At 49.5% G+C, this 20,322-nt stretch carries 17 protein-coding genes and 1 tRNA gene; 11 read left to right on the top strand and 7 right to left on the bottom strand.

Features of this window, described 5'->3' with window-relative positions; genetic code table 11:
* The first annotated feature begins 11 nt into the window (after positions 1–11).
* Positions 12–2,255 carry a DNA topoisomerase IV subunit A gene (gene parC / locus CWI84_RS11205; protein WP_126842679.1) on the top strand — a complete coding sequence of 748 codons (2,244 nt, stop codon included), beginning with the start codon at positions 12–14 and terminating at the stop codon, positions 2,253–2,255.
* On the opposite strand, the gene CWI84_RS11200 is transcribed toward parC, so the two are convergent.
* Positions 2,252–3,361 (bottom strand): HD-GYP domain-containing protein, encoded by a 1,110-nt coding sequence (locus CWI84_RS11200; RefSeq protein WP_126842678.1) that lies wholly within the window; start codon positions 3,359–3,361, stop codon positions 2,252–2,254. The two genes, parC and CWI84_RS11200, sit on opposite strands and share 4 nt — an antisense overlap.
* A gap of 143 nt (positions 3,362–3,504) precedes the next feature.
* Between CWI84_RS11200 and CWI84_RS11195 the strand changes: the two genes are divergently transcribed.
* Both CWI84_RS11195 and rraB read left to right on the top strand, forming a co-directional pair.
* Complete coding sequence (locus CWI84_RS11195) at positions 3,505–4,236, top strand: 1-acylglycerol-3-phosphate O-acyltransferase (RefSeq protein WP_126842677.1); 732 nt, start codon at positions 3,505–3,507, stop codon at positions 4,234–4,236.
* Entirely contained in the window at positions 4,233–4,604 is a 372-nt protein-coding gene (gene rraB, locus CWI84_RS11190; protein ID WP_126842676.1) for a ribonuclease E inhibitor RraB, read from the top strand. The genes CWI84_RS11195 and rraB overlap by 4 nt, the downstream gene beginning before the upstream one ends.
* Before the next feature lie 46 nt (positions 4,605–4,650).
* Here the strand turns inward: rraB and CWI84_RS11185 are convergent, their stop codons facing one another.
* Genes CWI84_RS11185 through pepA form a run of 3 tightly spaced genes read right to left on the bottom strand, consistent with a single transcriptional unit; the run spans position 4,651 to position 9,461 of the window.
* Positions 4,651–7,503, bottom strand: a complete 2,853-nt coding sequence (locus tag CWI84_RS11185) for a valine--tRNA ligase (RefSeq protein WP_126842675.1) — start codon at positions 7,501–7,503, stop codon at positions 4,651–4,653.
* A 9-nt stretch (positions 7,504–7,512) separates the two neighbouring features.
* Positions 7,513–7,953 carry a DNA polymerase III subunit chi gene (locus tag CWI84_RS11180; protein ID WP_126842674.1) on the bottom strand — a complete coding sequence of 147 codons (441 nt, stop codon included), beginning with the start codon at positions 7,951–7,953 and terminating at the stop codon, positions 7,513–7,515.
* Between the two features lie 2 nt (positions 7,954–7,955).
* The gene (gene pepA, locus CWI84_RS11175; RefSeq protein WP_126842673.1) at positions 7,956–9,461 is read right to left on the bottom strand and encodes a leucyl aminopeptidase; all 1,506 of its coding nucleotides are present in this window, start codon (positions 9,459–9,461) and stop codon (positions 7,956–7,958) included.
* Between the two features lie 148 nt (positions 9,462–9,609).
* On the opposite strand from pepA, the gene lptF reads away from it, so the two are divergent.
* Together lptF and lptG are read left to right on the top strand one after the other, a co-directional pair.
* A complete protein-coding gene (gene lptF, locus CWI84_RS11170) occupies positions 9,610–10,740 on the top strand; it encodes an LPS export ABC transporter permease LptF (protein ID WP_198674518.1) in 1,131 nt (376 codons plus the stop codon).
* A complete protein-coding gene (lptG, locus tag CWI84_RS11165) occupies positions 10,740–11,810 on the top strand; it encodes an LPS export ABC transporter permease LptG (protein WP_126842672.1) in 1,071 nt (356 codons plus the stop codon). Before lptF ends, lptG begins: the two co-directional genes overlap by 1 nt.
* 141 nt (positions 11,811–11,951) lie before the next feature.
* Here lptG and CWI84_RS11160 read toward each other — a convergent pair whose 3' ends face one another.
* A complete protein-coding gene (locus tag CWI84_RS11160; protein WP_126842671.1) occupies positions 11,952–13,571 on the bottom strand; it encodes an RNA polymerase sigma factor in 1,620 nt (539 codons plus the stop codon).
* A 153-nt stretch (positions 13,572–13,724) separates the two neighbouring features.
* On the opposite strand from CWI84_RS11160, the gene CWI84_RS11155 reads away from it, so the two are divergent.
* Positions 13,725–14,321: a CIA30 family protein gene (locus tag CWI84_RS11155; protein WP_126842670.1), complete on the top strand. Its 597-nt coding sequence runs from the start codon at positions 13,725–13,727 to the stop codon at positions 14,319–14,321.
* Between the two features lie 26 nt (positions 14,322–14,347).
* A complete protein-coding gene (locus tag CWI84_RS11150; RefSeq protein WP_126842669.1) occupies positions 14,348–15,535 on the top strand; it encodes an acyltransferase family protein in 1,188 nt (395 codons plus the stop codon).
* Between the two features lie 38 nt (positions 15,536–15,573).
* On the opposite strand, the gene CWI84_RS11145 is transcribed toward CWI84_RS11150, so the two are convergent.
* Positions 15,574–15,660, bottom strand: a tRNA-Leu gene (locus tag CWI84_RS11145).
* A gap of 186 nt (positions 15,661–15,846) precedes the next feature.
* Here CWI84_RS11145 and CWI84_RS11140 point away from each other — a divergent pair.
* The gene (locus CWI84_RS11140; protein ID WP_126842668.1) at positions 15,847–16,383 is read left to right on the top strand and encodes an RDD family protein; all 537 of its coding nucleotides are present in this window, start codon (positions 15,847–15,849) and stop codon (positions 16,381–16,383) included.
* 66 nt (positions 16,384–16,449) lie between these two features.
* Here CWI84_RS11140 and CWI84_RS11135 read toward each other — a convergent pair whose 3' ends face one another.
* On the bottom strand, positions 16,450–16,671 hold the full coding sequence (locus CWI84_RS11135; RefSeq protein WP_126842667.1) for a hypothetical protein: 222 nt from the start codon (positions 16,669–16,671) through the stop codon (positions 16,450–16,452).
* 77 nt (positions 16,672–16,748) lie between these two features.
* On the opposite strand from CWI84_RS11135, the gene CWI84_RS11130 reads away from it, so the two are divergent.
* From CWI84_RS11130 to rlmB, 3 genes are read left to right on the top strand one after another with little or no spacing between them, the layout of a single operon-like run.
* A complete protein-coding gene (locus tag CWI84_RS11130) occupies positions 16,749–17,198 on the top strand; it encodes an RrF2 family transcriptional regulator (protein ID WP_126842666.1) in 450 nt (149 codons plus the stop codon).
* 55 nt (positions 17,199–17,253) lie between these two features.
* Positions 17,254–19,581, top strand: coding sequence for a ribonuclease R (gene rnr / locus CWI84_RS11125; RefSeq protein WP_126842665.1), 2,328 nt, complete (start codon positions 17,254–17,256; stop codon positions 19,579–19,581).
* Positions 19,578–20,315: a 23S rRNA (guanosine(2251)-2'-O)-methyltransferase RlmB gene (gene rlmB, locus CWI84_RS11120; RefSeq protein ID WP_126842664.1), complete on the top strand. Its 738-nt coding sequence runs from the start codon at positions 19,578–19,580 to the stop codon at positions 20,313–20,315. The genes rnr and rlmB overlap by 4 nt, the downstream gene beginning before the upstream one ends.
* Positions 20,316–20,322 lie beyond the last annotated feature (7 nt).

Here is a 20,322-nt window from a genome sequence, read left to right as displayed (position 1 = left end):
GGCTGGAAAGGATGTCAATGGAAGCAGTCGAACAACGACCGTTAAGCCGCTTCACCGAAGAGGCCTACTTAAATTACTCGATGTATGTCATCAAAGATCGGGCGTTGCCGCATATTGGCGATGGCTTAAAGCCAGTGCAACGTCGGATCGTGTACGCGATGTCAGAGTTAGGCTTATCAGCGCTGGCAAAATATAAAAAGTCCGCACGTACGGTGGGCGATGTCCTCGGTAAATTTCATCCACACGGCGATAGTGCATGTTACGAAGCCATGGTGCTGATGGCACAACCGTTTTCTTATCGTTATCCACTGGTTGACGGTCAAGGTAATTGGGGCTCTGCTGATGACCCTAAATCGTTCGCGGCAATGCGTTACACCGAAGCACGACTATCAAAATTTAGTGAGGTACTGCTAAGCGAGTTAGGGCAGGGCACCGTGGATTGGGTGCCAAATTTTGATGGCACGATGAAGGAGCCGAAGGTATTACCGGCGCGCTTGCCACATATTTTGCTAAACGGTGTGACCGGGATTGCCGTAGGTATGGCCACTGACATTCCGCCACATAATGCCCGAGAAGTAGCGAACGCTTGTGCCTTGTTGTTAGACAAACCCGGCGCAGAATTGTCTGAGGTGATGGAGATTCTAAAGGCGCCAGACTACCCTACTGATGCCGAAATTATTACGCCTCAAAGTGACTTAGTGAAGCTGTATGAAAGTGGTCGCGGTAGCATTAAGATGCGCGCAATCTATCACAAGGACGACGGTGAAATTGTCGTCACTGCGTTGCCGCATCAAGCGTCAGGAGCGCGCATTTTAGAGCAAATCGCCCAACAGATGCAGGCGAAAAAGTTACCGCTAGTGTCTGATCTAAGAGACGAGTCGGACCATGAGAACCCGACCCGTTTGGTGATCGTGCCGCGCTCGAATCGGGTCGATACCGAACAGCTAATGAAGCATCTGTTTGCGACCACCGATTTAGAAAAACAATATCGTGTGAACCTTAACATTTTGGGGCTGGATGGTCGGCCGCAGGTTAAACCTCTGGTTGGGATCCTGAAAGAATGGCTGGATTTCCGCCAAATCACTGTTACTCGTCGGTTACAGCATCGTTTAGAGAAAGTCCTAGCGCGGCTGCACATTCTCGAAGGTTTATTGGTTGCGTACCTAAACCTCGATGAAGTGATCGAGATTATTCGTTATGAAGACGAGCCGAAAGCGGAACTGATTAAACGCTTTAAGCTGACAGAAACCCAAGCCGAAGCCATTTTAGAGCTGAAATTACGCCACTTAGCGAAGCTGGAAGAAATGAAGCTACGCGGCGAGCAGGATGAGCTGAGCAAAGAGCGGGAGAAATTGGAGACACTTCTTGGTTCTGACCGCCGTTTGAAAACCCTGATCAAAAAAGAACTTTTGGCCGATGCTGAGAAGTATGGCGACGAGCGCCGCTCACCCTTGGTTGAGCGCGCTGAAGCGAAAGCCCTATCAGAGCGTGATTTAGCGCCGGCAGAAGCGGTCACCGTGGTGTTATCGAATAAAGGCTGGGTGCGATGTGCGAAGGGGCATGATGTTGACGGGCCGAGCCTAAACTACAAATCAGGCGATAGCTTTATGGCGTCGGCTGAAGGTAAGAGCAACCAGCCAGTGGTATTCCTTGATTCGTCTGGTCGCTCGTTCTCCTGCGAAGCGCACTTATTACCTTCGGCAAGAAGCCAAGGCGAGCCGTTAACAGGCCGATTCAGTTTGGTAGCTGGCGAAAACATCGAACATGTGATGATGGCTAATCCGGACCAACGTTACTTATTGGCTTCAGACGCTGGCTACGGCTTTATTTGTCAGTTCAGTGACTTGGTCAGCCGTAACAAAAACGGTAAGGCCATTTTGACCCTACCGACGGGGGCGAAAGTCTTGCCGCCAAGGGCGGTCGCTGATGTTGAAAAAGATCTTTTGGTGTGTGTATCTAACGAAGGCCGGATGTTGGTATTCCCGGTAGCAGACTTACCGCAACTGGCCAAAGGGAAAGGCAACAAACTTATCAGTATTCCCGCACTACGGGCGCAGAGCCGAGAAGAATATGTCGTTGCTGCGGCGACCGTAGCGAGCGGCGCAGATGTCACGCTATTGGCAGGGAAACGGAAGTTAACCTTGAAGCCAGACGATCTCGAGCATTACCGTGGTGAACGTGGACGTCGAGGCAATAAACTTCCTCGCGGTTTACAGCGGGTCGATGAGATTGTGCCGGGTGAGGCGGCGGATTAACGCCAGCCGCTCATCAGGCTTTGCATGGCCTCGTTGAAAACTGTCACCCAGTACGGACTGAGCTGGGTTCCTGCTAAGCGATTAATCTCGGCAACCGAGCGACGTATCGGGCGCTTCATGTGATGTTCATGAGCGCGCTCGTGCGTCATCGCCTCAAAGGTGTCAACAATGGCGAGAATTTTTGCGCCATCGCAAATCTCATCTTCGCGAAGTCCTAACGGGTATCCTTGCCCATCGGCTTGTTCATGATGTTGCAGTACCATCATCTTGGCCGACTTCCATTGTGGTAAATTCTCCAATAATTTCGCTGATAGGTACACGTGGCTTTCGATTTGTTGCCGCTGCGAGTCACTGAGCGGGCTCTGTTGATGCAGCAGATCTAAGCTTAAGAAGCCCATGCCGAAATCGTGGAGGTAACAGGCCGCCGTTAGTTGCTTTTCGTCGACTGGACTATCAGCAAAGCGATTAATCAGCCGTGCAACTTTAACTTGGCGTTCAGCTCGACCGTGCCAATAAGAGGAACGGCGCTCAACGTTTTCCATCATGTCGCGGAAGAAATGCAAATCGAACGCTAATGGGTCGTCACTGTCTTCATCTAACGCAGCAGAGCTGAATTCGTGATAGTCTTCGTCCAGCACGAGGTTAGGATCAAGTGCCGCAAGCATTTTGCGTAACGTGTGCTGGCGCTGTTCTTCAGATTGTTGCAGCAAGGTGTTGGTATCTTTACCAAACTGGCGATAGCGATGTTCTGGATAATCAATCACGTCAGTGTCGCGGCAGCGCGAAACAAAATCGACGACTTGGTCTAATAATGTCAGAATAATGTCACTGATTAGGCTGGAGTATTGCAATTGCTCGTTACGAAACGCACTAAGCATATCCTCTGCGTGACCAACAAGCGTGATCATCGGGCTTAAACCCACAATACCAAGGTCGCCTTTAATGGTGTGTACTGCGCGGAACAAGCTGGCAGCTAACGCTTGGTCCTGCGGCGACTGTTCGAGCTGTATTAGCGCGGCTTCACTTTGTTGATGAAGCTCGCGAATTTCATCAAGCAACTCGGTCAATACATGCGGTTCAATATTGGGTAAAGTAAACTGTGTCATGCTAGGCACTCGTTATAATTTGCGGTTATTTAACCGAACTGAAAGGGATTCGTCCAGTTTTTTGGATAAAAAATAACCACTGATCGGAGTTTTGCAAGCGTGAAACTGGGTATACTAGCCAGCGAAAAGGAATGGGAGAAATTATGTTAGCAGTACTGCGCTGGATTTTACTTGGCGGATTCATAGTTGTGTTTGGTATAGCGGGATGCTTGTTTTGTATTATTCGTCCCTTTCACCGAAATAATACCTACGTATGGGGACATATTTTCGGTTGGGCTACACATATTTTAGGGTTAAAAATTGTCTGCCGGATACCGCCAGCGGTAAAACAAGGTGGGCCGTTTGTTTATGTCTGTAATCACCAAAATAGTTGGGAAATTTTTACTGTTGCCTCGGTGTTACCCAAGAATACCGTCACCATTGGCAAAAAGAGCCTGAAATGGATCCCGTTCTTTGGTCAATTATATTGGTTGGCAGGAAATATCCTGATCGACCGTAAAAACTCCGGTCGTGCATTGGGTACCATTACTCAGGCGGCCAATGCGATTAAACGACGCGATATTTCTATCTGGCTATTTCCTGAAGGTACACGCAGCTACGGGCGCGGTTTGTTGCCGTTTAAGCGCGGCGCATTCCATACCGCGATTCGAGCCGGCGCAGATATCGTTCCGGTATGCGTGTCCAACCTGCATGGAAAAATAAAAATGAATCGTTGGAATAACGGAATTCTGTTGGTGGAAATGTTGAACCCGATTAAAATAGACGCATTCGGGAAAGACACGGTAAGCCAACTCAGCCAAACCACGCATCAGCAAATGGCCGAGAAAATTGCCCAGCTTGACCGCGAAGTCGCAAAACAGGAGAGCGTTTCATGAGTGCCGTTTTAGATGATTTGTTGGAGCAGTCCAACGACACCATTAGTGCTTTACTCGAGGATGGCGCGGATCCTGACGAGTATTACGAGATTGAGCACCACCTTGCCAGCCGTGACTTTACCAAGCTTGAAAAGGCGGCGGTGGAGCTGGTTAAGCAGGGCTACCATGTTGATGATGCCGATGAGTTCGACGAAGAGGGTGACCGCTGGTTTAGCTTTGCGGCGATCACAGAAGTGAAATTAGCCGCAGAAGTACTGGCTCGGCAAGTACGCGAAATTGATCAAATCGCGGATGAATGTGGCGTCGAATATGACGGCTGGGGCACTTATTTAGATGATGAAGAGGACGACAGCGACGAAGATTATTAACGTCTTCACCCACTGTCGTTTAACGTTTCAGCGGTAAATCGCGACCCTAAAGGGCCGCGATTTTTTCTTTCTGCTGCACTAACTGCTCCAGCATTTCCTGGGCTTCAGCCAGCTTCTCGCGCTCTTTTGCTATCACCGCTTCCGGTGCCTTGCTGACAAAGTTGTCGTTATTCAGCTTACCTTCAAAGCGCGCGACTTCTTTTTCTGCTTTCTCAATCGCTTTATTTAAACGGCTAAGTTCAGCATCTTTATCGATCAGTCCGGCCATTGGAATATGCAACTGTAATTGGTCAACCAATGAGGTTGCACTCGCTGGTGGCTCTTCAGACTCGTCTAAGAAAGTGATTGACGACAGCTTCGCCAACGCACTTAAGAACGACTGATTACTCTCGATACGTTGCCGCGAAACAGCATCGTAGTGACTAACCAAAACCTCCAATGGCTTATTCGGTGACAGGTCCATTTCACCACGGATATTGCGGATACCAATGATCACCCGCTTCAGCCATTCCATGTCTTGCATCGCTTGTTGGTCGACGTCGCTCGTCACTGTCGGGAAAGCTTGAAGCATAATGGTATCGCCAGTAACACCAGCAAGTGGCGCGACACGCTGCCAAATGGTTTCGGTAATGTATGGCGTAATTGGATGCAACAACCGCAGTAACTGTTCTAATACGGTGACCAAGGTTTGCCGTGTTCCGCGTTGTTGCGCTTCATTACCTTGCTGGAATACGGGTTTAGTCAGTTCCAAGTACCAGTCACAGAACTGGTTCCAGGTAAATTCATAGGCAATGTTGGCCGCTTGGTCGAAGCGGTATTGGTCGATGGCTTGGCGGAACTCTTTTACCGTGGCATTAAAGCGCGCTTTAATCCACTGATCGGCCAATGAATACTGCATTTCGCCACCGTTAGCACCACAATCTTGTTGCTCGGTATTCATTAACACAAACCGGCTCGCATTCCATAACTTATTACAGAAGTTACGATAGCCCTCGAGCCGTTTCATATCCCAGTTAATATCACGGCCGGTTGACGCCAACGCTGCTAGGGTAAAGCGCAGAGCGTCGGTGCCGTGTGCACTGATTCCCTCAGGGAATGCCTTGCGCGTACGTTTGGCAATTTTTTCCCGCAACTGTGGTTGCATCATGTTCGCGGTACGCTTGTCGACTAATGCATCGGCGCTAATGCCATCGATCATGTCGAGCGGGTCAAGCACGTTGCCCTTCGACTTCGACATTTTCTGGCCTTCTTCGTCACGAATGAGGCCGGTAACGTAGACTTTTTTGAACGGTACTTGCGGTTTACCATTCTCCTCTTTAAGGAAGTGCATGGTCATCATGATCATACGAGCAACCCAGAAGAAGATGATATCAAAGCCAGTTACCAATACGTCAGTTGGATGGAAGGCTTTTAAGTCATCAGTATTTTCTGGCCAACCTAAAGTAGAGAAGGTCCAGAGTGCTGAGGAGAACCAAGTATCTAGGACATCTTCGTCTTGGCTCAAGCTGACATCATCGCTGAGTTGATGTTGTTCACGCACTTCTGCTTCTGAGCGACCGACATAGACATTGCCTTGTTGATCGTACCAGGCTGGAATTCGGTGACCCCACCATAATTGCCGAGAAATGCACCAGTCTTGAATATCGCGCATCCAACTGAAGTACATGTTCTCGTACTGTTTAGGCACGAACTCAATGTCACCGTCTTCTACGGCTTGTGTTGCTACTTTGGCTAGGGGCTCAACTCGTACATACCATTGATCAGTTAAATGGGGTTCAATCGGCACTCCACCGCGGTCACCGTATGGCACTTTGTTCATGTGCTTGTCGGTTTTGTCTAACAAGCCAGCTTGCTCGAATGCCTCGACAATCGCTTTACGTGCAGCAAAGCGTTCAAGACCGATAAACTGCTCGGGTAAGCTGCCGTCAAAGCCATCAATATCGTCGATGGCTTCACCGGTTGCGGTAAATAAGCCCGCGCGCTGACGAATATTGGCTTCATCGTCTAACACCGCAATCATTGATAGTTTGTGGCGCTTACCAATTTCGTAATCGTTAAAGTCATGGGCCGGAGTGATTTTTACGCAGCCGGTACCGAATTCACGATCAACATAATCATCGGCAATGATGGGAATACGGCGATCGACCAGAGGTAACTGAATGAATTTGCCCACCAGTGATTGATAACGCTCGTCTTCCGGGTGTACGGCAACACAAACGTCGCCCAACATGGTTTCTGGACGCGTTGTGGCGACCACTAAATAGTCGTTGCCATCGGCGGTTTTAGCGCCATCGGCAAGTGGGTAGCGTAGGTGCCAAATTGAACCTTGTTGTTCTTTATTTTCGACTTCGAGATCGGAGATTGCTGTTTTTAATTTCGGATCCCAGTTAACCAAGCGCTTACCGCGATAGATTAAGCCTTCCTGATGGAGCCGAACGAAGACCTCTTTAACTGCATTAGATAAGCCTTCGTCCATGGTGAAACGTTCTCGATCCCAATCGACAGAGTCACCGAGGCGGCGCATCTGTTCGGTAATGGTGCCACCCGATTGTGCTTTCCATTCCCAAATTTTATCAATAAAGGCTTCACGGCCAAGATCGTTACGCGTTTGACCTTGTGCAGCGAGTTGCCGCTCAACCACCATCTGCGTCGCGATACCTGCGTGATCGGTACCCACTTGCCATAAGGTGTTCTTGCCATCCATGCGTTGGTAGCGGGTGAGGATATCCATGATGGTGTGCTGAAAAGCGTGGCCCATGTGCAGGCTACCGGTCACATTGGGAGGAGGAATGACAATGGAATAGCTATCGCCTTCACCACTAGGCTTGAAGTAGCCTTGAGATTCCCAGTGTTGATACAGTGCTTGTTCAATGGATTTGGGAGAATACGTCTTATCCATAGTGACCCTTTAGTGCTCTTCTATTGCCAAGGTTTGCATTTGGTAACCGTTGGCTCGGTAATGTTTGTAGCGTTCCCTAGCTTGTTGCTTGCCGCTATCATCGGCAGGAACGATGTCATAAATCTGTTGATAGCGCTGGGCATTTGTGGGGACCTGAGGCGCTAAATTAAACAGTACTGCGCGGGGGTTAGGTGCGCTATCGCAGCCTTCCCATGTGATCTCCACCGGCGCTTCACCGGCTTTGGCTTCGCCACTGAGTTGATGCGGTATAAAGCTATCCGCGGGCGTTTGCCAGAGCGCCTCATCCAGCGCTTCAGCTTGCTCTTGGCTGGCAGCGTAAACCCGTAAATTTTTATGCTGCCGAAAAAGCGCGGCAATCTTAGCGCAAATCGCGTCCAATTGCTGAGCTTTATCCGTCTGTGGCAGCAGAAAAAACGTCGCAGAAGGCACGCTTAGTCCTCACACTCAATATTGCAGCGGTTCATCAAGAACTGAGTTAACATTGGCACCGGCCGCCCGGTTGCGCCTTTATTTTTACCGCCGTTCCACGCAACCCCGGCAATATCCAAGTGTGCCCACTGGTATTTCTTGGTGAAGCGTGAAAGGAAGCAAGCGGCGGTAATCGCGCCGGCCTCACGACCACCAATATTTGCCATGTCAGCAAAAGGGCTGTCTAACATCGGTTGGTAGTCATCCCACAGCGGCATCCGCCACGAGCGGTCACCACTTTGTTGGGAAGCGTTCAATAACTCATGCGCTAACGGATTATGTGCACTGAATAACGCCGAGGCATGACTCCCCAAAGCAACCACACAGGCGCCGGTTAGCGTTGCCATGTCGATGACGGTTTCTGGTTCAAAGCGCTCGACGTAGGTCAAGGTATCACATAACACCAAACGCCCTTCGGCATCCGTGTTCAACACTTCTACCGTCTGACCACTCATCGTGGTGATGATATCGCCTGGGCGATAGGCTTTGCCGTCTGGCATGTTTTCACAGCCGGCGATGGCGCCAACCACGTTAACGGGTAATTGTAACTCGGCCAATGCTTGCATCGCACCAAGAACGCCTGCCGCGCCACCCATGTCATATTTCATTTCGTCCATGTTGGCGGATGGTTTCAACGAGATACCACCGGCGTCAAAGGTTAAGCCTTTACCCACCAAGACTATCGGTGCTTGGCCCGGCTCACCGCCCTGATAGTGCATCAGGGTTAACACCGATTCGTTATCTGAACCATTCCCTACTGCTAGGTAGGCATTCATGCCAAGCTCTGCCATTTCGGCTTCTTCCACCGTGGTGACTGACAGATTATCGTAATGGCTGGCAATCTCTTTGGCTTGGTCCGCCAAGTACCGAGGGTTACAAATATTTGGCGGCATATTAGCCACGTCGCGACAGGCAGAAACCCCTTTGGCAATCGCTAATGCATGCTGAATTGCGCGCTCGCCGACAGATAGCTCTTTCCGGGTCGGTACGTTAAAGACCAACTTACGGAGAGGACGGCGTGGTTCTTCCTTCTTGCTTTTTAGCTGGTTAAAGCTGTACAAACCCGCTTGAGCAGCCTCTACCGCTTGTCGGACTTTCCAATAACTGTCACGGCCTTTAACGTGCAATTCACTTAAAAAGCAAACCGCCTCCATCGACCCAGTTTCATTCAAGGTACTAATGGTTCGGCTGATAATTTGTTTGTACTGGCGTTCGTCGAGTTCCCGTTCTTTGCCACAACCAACCAACAATACTCGCTCTGCAAGAATGTTTGGAACATGGTGCAGCAGCAGCATTTGGCCGGACTTGCCTTCAAGGTCGCCGCGTCGTAACAGGTTGCTTAGGTAACCTTCGCTAACTTTATCTAAATGCTCGGCAACACCTGACAAACGACGAGGTTCAAACACCCCTACGACGATACAGGCTGAACGTTGTTTTTCTGGGCTACCACTTTTGACACTGAATTCCATAACTGAACTCCTGTTAGGTGAGCGGCACAAGAACGTGTATACTCAACAGAGCTTAATCGCAGTGTGACGATTAATTCTTGTTAAAATGACAAGTTTACTTAAAAATTGCAGTTATTCCAGCAAAACGCAAAGTTATGAGTGGTAATCGGTGCGCATTTTTCGTTATTTGATAAAAGAAACGTTCAAATCGCAGATGGCGGTTTTACTTGTGCTGATGACGATTTTCGTCAGCCAAAAATTCGTTCGTGTGCTATCCGATGCTTCGGAAGGCGATATTCCTGGCAGTATTGTGTTTCAGCTATTGTCGTTAAATTTGCCTGCTCTGCTGGCGTTAATCCTCCCGCTTAGCCTATTTTTAGGCATCTTATTGGCTCACGGTCGCATCTACGCCGATAATGAAATGACGGTCCTCCACGCTTGTGGAGTGAGCGAATGGTATGTCACTCGAGTCACCTTGGTGTACGCCGTAATTTTGGCATTAGTGACTGCCGCAATGACGATGTGGTTAGTGCCGTGGTCGCTGACACAAGAACAAAAAGTCGAAGACAAAGCGCGCAGCGAAACCGGACTAAATGTGATCATTCCAGGTCGCTTCCAGCAAGCGAGTAACCAAAAAGCAGTGATTTTTGTTCAGGGTCAAACCGACTCTGGTGAACTCGATGAAGTGTTTGTTGCACAACAATACACCAACGAAAAGGGCCAAGTGCAGGGCAGTGTGGTGATGGCCGATCGTGGCCGAGTTGATATCGAAAGTGGTGGTTCGCAGTCGTTACAACTCAGCAACGGGCATCGCTACGTGGGCGGCGATAATGCCGACTACCAGGTGATGTCGTTCGATGGTTATCAACTACAAATCAAAGAGCAAGAGAGTGGCGAGCAATTAAAGAAACTTGAGGCATACAACACCTTGCAGTTGCTCGATGAACAATCACCACAAGCGCGAGCAGAATTTCAGTGGCGTATTGCTATTCCGTTGGCGATGCCGTTATTAACCTTGATTGCCGTGCCGCTCAGTCGTGTTAATCCGCGCCAGGGCAAGTTTGCGCGGATGGCGCCAGCGTTGTTGATTTATCTTGGCTATTTTTTGATTTTGATGGCGGCAAAATCGGCGTTGGCGGATGGCGTGATCCCAGCCGCTCTGGGGTTATGGTGGATCCACCTGATACTGATTGTGTTTGGCTTTATCTTAGTTGGCAGAACACGGCCATCTTGGTTGAAGTTTAAGGCACGAGTGCGGAGCAAAGAGCACTCGTCAACGGCACAACAAGGAACTCGTTAATGCTTTCCTTATTAGACAAATACATCGGCAAAACGGTTTTACGGACTTCGGCACTGAGCCTCGCTGTGCTGGTTGGTCTATCGTCGTTGATTCGGTTTGTCGAACAACTAAAGACCGTGGGTAAAGGGGCGTACGATACCGTAGATGCTGCTTTGTTCGTGTTATTCAGCGTGCCGCGAGATATTGAGGTATTTCTGCCCATGGCGGCGCTACTCGGTGGCCTCATCGGAATGGGGATGCTGGCGAGTAGTTCGGAGCTCGTAGTGATGCTTGCTGCAGGTCGTTCGCGCTTGAATATCATTGGCTCAGTTATGAAAGCTGCAGTGATAATGATGTTGCTTGGGCTGGCGATAGGCGAGTGGGTAGCGCCGCCTGCCGAAGCCTATGGTCGCTTATTGCGTTCACAGGAAATTTCTGGTGGTAGCCTTATTTCTGCTCAGCGTGGGGTTTGGGCGAAAGACGGCGCAGACTTTGTAAATATCAGTGAAGTTGAAGATACCGGCAGATTAGCGGGTATTACTATTTACCAGTTCGACAACAACAGAAAGCTTGGCGCTGTGACGCAAGCGCAATCTGCCACGTTTATACAAAACAGTTGGCGGTTAAAGAATGCTACCATTACGGCATTATCTGCCGATAGAATTGAGAAACGGCAATTTCCCTATCTACAATGGCGTTCTACGCTGACCCCAGACAAGCTCGGCGTGGTTACCGTGAAACCCGACTCGTTATCCATTCGCGGTTTAATCGATTATCTTTCTTACCTAAAAATTAACCAACAAGCTTCACAGCGCTATGAGTTGGCGTTGTGGCGCAAAGTGTTTTCACCACTGACGTTGGCGGTTATGTTGTTGGTGGCACTGTCATTCATTTTTGGTCCGTTACGTTCGACCACCATGGGCGCCCGAATTTTACTGGGCGTAATAACCGGGTTCGCGTTTCACGTCAGTAATGAAATTTTGGGACCACTGGCTCAGGTCTATCAGCTTCCTGCGATATTCGGGGCGCTGATGCCGAGCATCATTTTTGCCGCGGTAGCCATCTACTTTATGCAACGCAAAGCGGTCTAGGCCTGCGCAAAATATAGCTATTTTTCTTAATATAAAACCCAAAAGTAAAAAGCTACCTTCGTACTTGAAAGGGTCGGCTAGTATCGGGTAGAAGCTGAATAAGGGTTGTGGTTAAAAAGCAGTACCTACAAATTAACAGTGTTACTTAGCATTGGTGCCGAGTCGCCTTTTTACTTTGTGAAAATAGCCAAGCGCTGGAATGATCACCAAAATCGCTATCAGTGCTAACAACCACAAATAATGCTGTTGGAATAATTCTAGTCTAGCGATGGCGACGGCCGCACTGTTATTGGTGTGTTCGGCGTAAGCAATGGGCCCAATAGCCGCATCCTTTGCGATGGCAAAGCCACCACTCACCGAACTGTCCCATGCCAGCGAAGACAGCGATGAATAGGCTTTTACACCTATCGCAGAAGCACCAAAAGCGATCACTCCGATAGCAACCGTGCCTAAGCCGAGTATGCCGATGCCAACGGCGCCAATACTGATGATGCCAAACGACACAATGCCAACACATATCGGCGCGACCGCAAATCCTCCCCAGGCAAACAGTAAACCATAGGCGTGAGAGCCGCCCGCAATCCAAGCAACTGCCGGCTTATCAGTATGCTCTGGCATCGCAAACTGAAAATGTACTAGCGGCACACCGAACAACCTCCACGCACTAATATATTCGCGTTGCTTAGCATTTATCTGATCCGCCGCGCGGCTGAATGCCTCTGGGTGGGACAAGCGTTGGTGCTGGCGTAGTGCCCGCATGGCGTTAAACATTCGATGGCTGAGCAGCCAGTAGCAAACGGTGAAAATTATCACGCTCAACTGTGATAATACGGTGAAAGAGGAGGCCGCTTGCGGCTGTGACACAGCAGCAAACTTAAATCCAAACATGAGCCCGACAAAAACTGCCGCGGTGCCAAGGAAAAGAATGACTGAGCGAATGACCAAGCGCCGTTCAGCGTCGGTGCGAGATTGAATTAACCCTGTTTTCATTCCGATAAAGGAACTGACAAGCCCAGAAAATGCGGCCAGCATTGTGACTAACCCAGTAGCCTTTATCGCACTGCTGGCCTTGCTCGCACCCAACCCAAAGCTAAGCGCTTTTGCGGACGGGCTGAGCATTCCTGTGGCGGCTAACACAGTGGTGGTAAAGACGACACCAGGTTTACTGCGGCTGAGCGTGTTTTCGACCATGTTTAGCATGGCACTGTGAAGCAGTTTGCGCCCCCGTGACAGCCGTTGTTTTATCGCATCTTCCGACAGTTCAAGTGCTGCCGCAACGTCACTGATGGATTGTTCCTGACGGTAGAACAGCACCAGCGGCTCACGATAGCTTGGGTCGAGTTGCTGTAACGCGGCCCATAATAACGATTGTTGTTGCTGGGCGATGACGGCATCGTCCGGCAGGGTAGCGTCAGATGCCGTAGTCTGGTGTGGTTCAGTTTCGCTATCAACCACTATGTGGTTAGCATGCTGGCGCCGGTGGCGGCTGATTTTGAAACGCAAAATACCACATAACCATGCTTTGAGCTTTTCTGGCTCACGCAAATCAGCCAATTGCTTCCAAGCATCCACAAATACCTCTTGGGCGATATCCTCACTGTGTTTAACGTCGCCGACAGCAGCATAGGCCAAAGAACATAATAAATTTTGGTAACGCGAGACAATAATAGAAAACGCTTCATGGTCGCCCTTAACGGCATGCGTGACTAACGCGTCATCGGTCATGGCGATCGCTTGCGGTGCTCGATTAAATAGCTTCATGTTTCTCACTCTCTGGTTTTTCCCAGTAAGTGCACGCGACCAATAAAAAGGTGACAAATTATTTTTTGTCACCGCAACAGGCTTCTCTGGCACTTCTATGTGAACGCGGCAATGGTGCGGCGTTTATTCCTAGCAAACTAGAGAGAACATATTATGAAACTGTTCAAGAAAGAAGCTTTATACGCAGTAAAAGTCGCGCTACTGAGTGGTGTCCTTGGATTTTCCCAGCTTTCTGTTGCCGCGGCAGAGACACTGGTTGACAGGTTTAATGACAGCAAGTTAAACGACTTTGGCTTTACCCGACAATTAATGACCGATGCGATAGCGGGCGGCGAGACTACTGCTGTAATGGCTGTGATTGACGGGACACTGCAAGTGCGTGGTGATATTCGTCCGGCTCGTGGTCAATTAGGCTGGGCTAGCGTAGTAATACCGCTTGCCGATTTTGGGAAAAATTGGAATGCCAGTGATTACCAAGGCATTCGGTTACGTATTAAGCTCAACAGCGGTAATCTTTCCGTTTCGGCGAACAGCACAGCCATTACTAATTTCGATTACCATGCCGCGGCTGTGGCAGTTGCTGCGGACCAACAATTTCATCAAGTGGATATCCCATTCAGCCAGATGCAACGCGCTTGGTCTAGTAACACGCCACTCGCGAAAGATACTCTGAATAGCATCAGCATTGCCGCATATGCCCTGCAGGCTGCCACGTTTGACTATCAAGTTGACAGTGTAAGTTTCTATTAATTTTGCAGCCAAAGGTGGTTATCACTATGTCTAATCCATCTCAACAACGGCTCTATTACTTAGATGCCGTGCGAGCTTTGGCGCTTTTACTTGGCGTGATTTTTCACGCCAGTTTATCTTTTATGCCAATGTTTATTGGCTGGGCAGTGATGGATATATCAACCTCCAGTGCCGTACCAGTATTTGTTCTGATCAGCCATTGTTTCAGAATGGTTTTGTTCTTTTTGATCGCTGGCTTTTTTACCCGTATGACGCAATACCGTTCGGGTTATATTGCTTCCCGACTAAAACGATTGGGGATCCCCTTTATTCTTGGCTGGTTTGCGCTACGTCCATTGCTTTTATCAGGTTGGATAATGGGTAGTCAGAGTATGCAAGGCGACGTAGCCATTGACGAAGGTCTGATGCAAGGATTTTCACAATTGTTTGATGACTCAACGGCCTGGTTTACCGGGACTCACCTGTGGTTCTTGTATTACCTACTGATGTTCACGGTAGTGGCTGTTATCGGCCACCAGTTACTGTCGCAAGTGCCGCGGTTGAAACAACCTTTGACCCAGTTTGCCGATGCAGGGATCGCGACTATTTGTAACGCCTGGTGGGGAATCTTTTTGCTAGCACTCCCTTGTGCGGTGATACTTTGGTTTATGCAAAACTGGGGCATAGATACACCAGATAAGACATTGACGCCTGACTGGCCAGTGACTGCCCTGTACGGTTTGAGTTTTATGGTTGGCTGGCTATTACAACGCAATAGTCATTTACTGATAACGTTTTCCCGGCTACGTTGGCAAACCGTGGTGCTGGCCGTTGTAGCAACCGCTGCCTGTGTTTGGGTTGCTCGACACGAAGGCTATGTGGTTGACATGCGAAGTGCGCTAGTAAAAGTTGCTTTCGTATGCAGTTATGCATTGATGATGTGGACCATCATTGTGTTAGTGCTGGGATTGTGTCGGCGCGCTTTTTCGCAGCCGCGACGCTGGGTGAGCTATTTATCTGACGCTTCATATTGGCTGTATTTAGTCCACTTGCCAGTGGTGATTTGGCTCCAGATTGCGGTCGCTGAACTGGCGCTTTTTTGGTGGCTAAAATGGTTGATGATTTGTCTGGGAACCATAGCCATATCGCTCCTGCTTTATCACACACTTGTACGTTCTACATGCATCGGTGAATTGCTTAACGGTAAACGGAAATCACAGGTGTTGACGCATTAGGTTTGATTTATCGGTAAACGATATTTACAGGAAAACTATGGTGCCGAGGGGGGGACTTGAACCCCCACGCTGTTACCAGCGGTGGATTTTGAATCCACTGCGTCTACCAATTCCGCCACCTCGGCAAGGGGAGGAACACATCGCTGTGTTGATGGGACGGCATTATACCGAGCAGTTAAGGCGAATCAAGCAATTATTTCAGGAAAATGAGAGTTTTTGGTTCAACTGCTGATAATATCGCCAGTTGCGCTCAAGCGATGTCTCATATCGTGCTATGATGCCGCTTTCAACGATTGCAAACATAGAGCCTTATGTCTGACCGAGAAACTTCTGAAATCGACGCGTTGAGCGCCCAGCAAGCCCATGCTAACTCCCCCAGCGCTGGCTTTCTAAGGCGTTTCGCCGCATGGATATACGACGCTTTGGTTGCCATAGCGATTGCTATGTTATCCTCTGCGCTCGCACTGGGCTTGGTTGCCACACTGACTGCGATGGGCTGGCTGAGCTTGGGTAATGCGGAAGATCATGCCGCATTACTGACCCACAGTATTTGGTATAAGGTTTACCTGTTAACCGTTCAGGTGGTCTTCTTCGGTTGGTTTTGGTGGCGCTCGGGGCAGACCATTGGCATGCGCGCATGGCGGCTACGGTTGCAAAACCCTGATGGCTCACGGCTAACAATAAAGCAAGTTGCTATTCGGATGCTGACTTGCCTATTGGGGTTGGGCAATCTATGGGTGCTGGTTGATCGCAAACATAAACGGGCTTGGCATGATTATGTCGCTGGTACCGAGTTAGTCACCCTGTCTAAACAAGCGAACCAACTATACTACTGGCGCGAACTGTAATTCATCGCTTGAGTTACCCTTCGCGACGAACAGCAACTATTCTTGCTCTAGTGAGTACCAGCATGACTAACGCAAAGTAAGGCCTAGCTGATGCTGTGCCACTAAACGAAACACGTAAGCGAGTTTGAACAGTGCGGCAAAGACGATTTGTAGCACGTGGAAAACGGCTAGCAGCATCACCGATAGATATTGCTCATAACCCCAAGCAACGATAGCCGAAGCGATGAAAGCAAGAAAAAATATGACCATACAGCGATTAGAGGTATTGAGAAGTCGTTGCTTAACCATAAACATACATCCTTAATGTATCTTTAATAAAGTGTATTCTGTATGTATATTTAAAAAAAGTCAATCTAGAGACGCTTATGCAGATTAAAAAATTCACTGACTTTGGTTTACGTATGCTGATGTTGCTTGCCGCCCAGCCTGAAGGTGCGTCGACGACGATTAAAGACATGGGGCGGCTGCTCAATTTGTCACCCAATCACCTGAACAAAGTGGTACATGACATGGCGAAACAGGGTTGGATTGTGACCAAACGTGGTCGCTCGGGCGGCTTTTCGCTGGCCTGCAAGCCTAAAGAGCTGCGCGTTGATCAGCTCATTCGCTCTATGGAGGCCGATGAGCCTTGGGTGAATTGTCACAACCCCGAGTGCCAATTGTACCCGGGTTGCCATTTGCACCAACTGATCGCTGAAGGCAAAGCATTGTTCTATCAACATTTGGCAAAATTTACGTTAGCTGACTTGGTTAAAGACAAAAGCGTCTTAGCCAGTTTGGGTAAAGATACGATTTTGTTGGATTCCTTACACTGACAACAGGCTGTATCAGCGATATACTGGCGCTGAGAGTTATTAATTACGAGGTGCTATGACCGAAAAACAACAGCCATCCGATGCCCCGCAATATGAGGTGGAAATTCCGTCGCGTGAGGCAATGCTGGAACTCATCAAATCGCGGACCAAGCCCGTTAGTTACACCGAGATCCTGAGCCACTTTTCACTTCAGGATGAACGTCAGCATATCGGTGTGAAACGGCGGCTGCGTGCGATGGAGCGCGATGGCCAATTGGTCTACACCAAAGCTGACGCCTACGGTTTACCGGAGCGTATGCAACTGATTAAAGGGCGCTTGATTGGCCATCGCGATGGCTTCGGTTTCGTTCGTCCTGATGATGGAGAAGCGGATATCTTTATCCCTCACCATCAAATGTACTCGGTGCTGCATGGCGATCGAGTATTGGTAAAAGTGGCAGGGAAAGACAACAAAGGCCGGCCCGAAGGGCGTATTGTTCGGGTAATAGAACCGCGTGAAACCGAAATTGTTGGACGCTACTTTATTGACCAAGGGTTAGCGATTGTCGTACCAGACGACAGCCGCATCGGCCAAGATATTCTGATTCCTGAGGGCGAAAATGCGGGTGCGCGACATGGACAGATGGTCGTCGTCACCCTGACTAACCGCCCCAACCGTCGAACCAGCCCCATCGGCAAAGTGACCGAAGTGCTGGGTGAACATATGGCGCCGGGGATGGAAATTGAGGTGGCGATGCGAGAGCACGAAATCCCCCATGAATGGCCAGAGGCAATAGCCGCAGAAATGGCAAAAGTACAGGAAACTGTGCCCAAAGAAGCTTATCAAGACCGTATTGATTTGCGTGAAGTTCCGTTAATCACCATCGATGGTGAAGACTCACGCGATTTTGACGATGCCGTATTCTGTGAGCCTGACGGCAATGGTTGGCGCCTATTAGTGGCTATCGCTGATGTTTCTTACTACGTGCGACCCAACTCAGCATTGGACCAAGAAGCCATTAACCGTGGCAACTCGGTATACTTTCCCAATAATGTGATTCCGATGCTACCAGAGAAGCTTTCGAATGGCCTATGCTCGCTAAACCCGCAAGTTGACCGCTTGTGTATGGTTGCGGAAATGACCATTTCTGCGCAAGGAAAGCTGCAAAGTAGCGACTTTTATCCGGCAGTGATGAATAGCCATGCACGACTAACATATACCAAGGTTGCGGCGATGCTCGACGGTGAGCCAGAGCTACGCCAGCAATACCAGCACGTACTTACTGCAGTAGAAAATTTGCACGGCTTGTATCGGGTGTTGAATAAAGCTCGACAATTGCGCCACGCGATTGAGTTTGAGACGCAAGAGACGCGCTTTATTTTTAATGCACAACGCAAAATCGAAACCATTGAGCCAGTGCAGCGTAATGTTGCTCACAAGATTATTGAAGAATGCATGATCATGGCTAACGTTGCCGCTGCACGGTGGATTGAGAGTGACCCAGAAATCGGTGCATTGTTTCGTATTCACGAGCCCCCAAGCGATGAGAAGCTCGAGGGCTTCCGTGCATTTTTGGCCGAACTCGGTCTGAATTTAGGCGGTGGAGAGCGTCCTTCACCGGCCGATTACGATGCGCTATCGGAACAAATTCAAGAGCGCCCGGATAAAGAACTGATCGAAACCATGATGTTGCGCTCTATGCAGCAAGCGGTCTATTCGCCCGACAATGTTGGCCACTTCGGCTTAGCGTTAGAGGCATACGCCCATTTCACCTCGCCGATCCGGCGCTACCCCGATCTTATTTTGCACCGTGCGATTAAGGCGTTGCTGAAAAAGAAAAATGGTGCGTCTCCGGCAACCGCTGGTGCATGGAGTTATCCGGACGATGATTTAGAGCAGTTGGGGATGCAAACCTCAATGACTGAGCGCCGCGCAGATGATGCGACGCGGCAAGTGGACGAGTGGTTAAAATGCGAGTTTATGCAAGACCACGTTGGTGCCAACTTTGAGGGCGTGGTGTCGTCGGTGACACCATTTGGGCTATTTGTTCGGATCAATGATTTTCACATTGATGGCCTCGTGCATATCAGTCATCTCGATAATGACTACTACCACTTTGATGAAACTCGGCGCATGTTGGTCGGAGAAAATAGTCGGGTGGTTTATCGCTTAGGTGATTCGGTACAAGTGACCGTACGCAGCGTTAACTTAGATGAACGTAAAATTGATTTGGGCCTGATTACCGCACACAGTCCGACAGGCAAACGCCGTGGTGGTGCGAACAAAAAGCAAAGCCAGAGTGCGAAGCAAATGCCCGATAAGAAGCGCGGCAAGGGTAAAAAGCCACACGCAAAACGCAAGTCATCCGCCAATAAACAACGGAAGAGTAAACACAAGTCATGAGCCAGAAAGTCGATGTCTACGGACTTCATGCGGTGCGGTCGATTGTTGAACACTCACCGGAGCGATTAGTCAGTGTGCAGGTAGCAAAAGAGCGCCATGATGGGGCGATGAATGCGCTCATCAGTGACATAAAAAAATGGGGCGTTAGCATTCAGATGGTCCCCAAAGATACCCTCAATAAAAGAGCCGAGGGCGGGAATCATCAAGGCATTATTGCCACGGTCACTGCGCCGCCGACACTGACTGAAAATGATTTGGAAGGCTTAGTAGAACGCGCTGATGCTGCACTATTTTTGGTGTTAGACGGTGTCACGGATCCACACAATTTGGGTGCTTGTTTACGGACTGCCGACGCGGCAGGGGTGACGGCGGTCATTGTCGCTAAAGATAAATCGGCGCAACTCAATGCCACAGTGAGAAAAGTCGCTTGTGGTGCAGCAGAAACCGTACCCTTTGTGGTGGTAACCAATTTGGCGCGAGCGCTTCGTCAATTGCAACAGCTAAACGTCTGGGTTATCGGCACCGCCGGAGAGGCTGAGCACTCACTTTACGAGGTTGACTATAAAACACCAACGGCTTTGGTAATGGGCGCTGAGGGACCGGGAATGCGGCGCCTAACGCGGGAAACCTGTGACCAGTTGGTGAGCATCCCGTTGGCAGGCAGTGTTAGCAGTTTGAATGTGTCTGTCGCGACGGGCGTTTGCCTGTTTGAAGCCGTGCGGCAACGTCAGTAAGCGTGAG

The sequence above is a fragment of the Idiomarina tyrosinivorans genome, assembly GCF_003987475.1.
GTDB classification, from domain to species: domain Bacteria; phylum Pseudomonadota; class Gammaproteobacteria; order Enterobacterales; family Alteromonadaceae; genus Idiomarina; species Idiomarina tyrosinivorans.
Note: the sequence above shows the minus strand (reverse complement) of the source record. Positions and strands in the feature narration are given on the sequence as shown.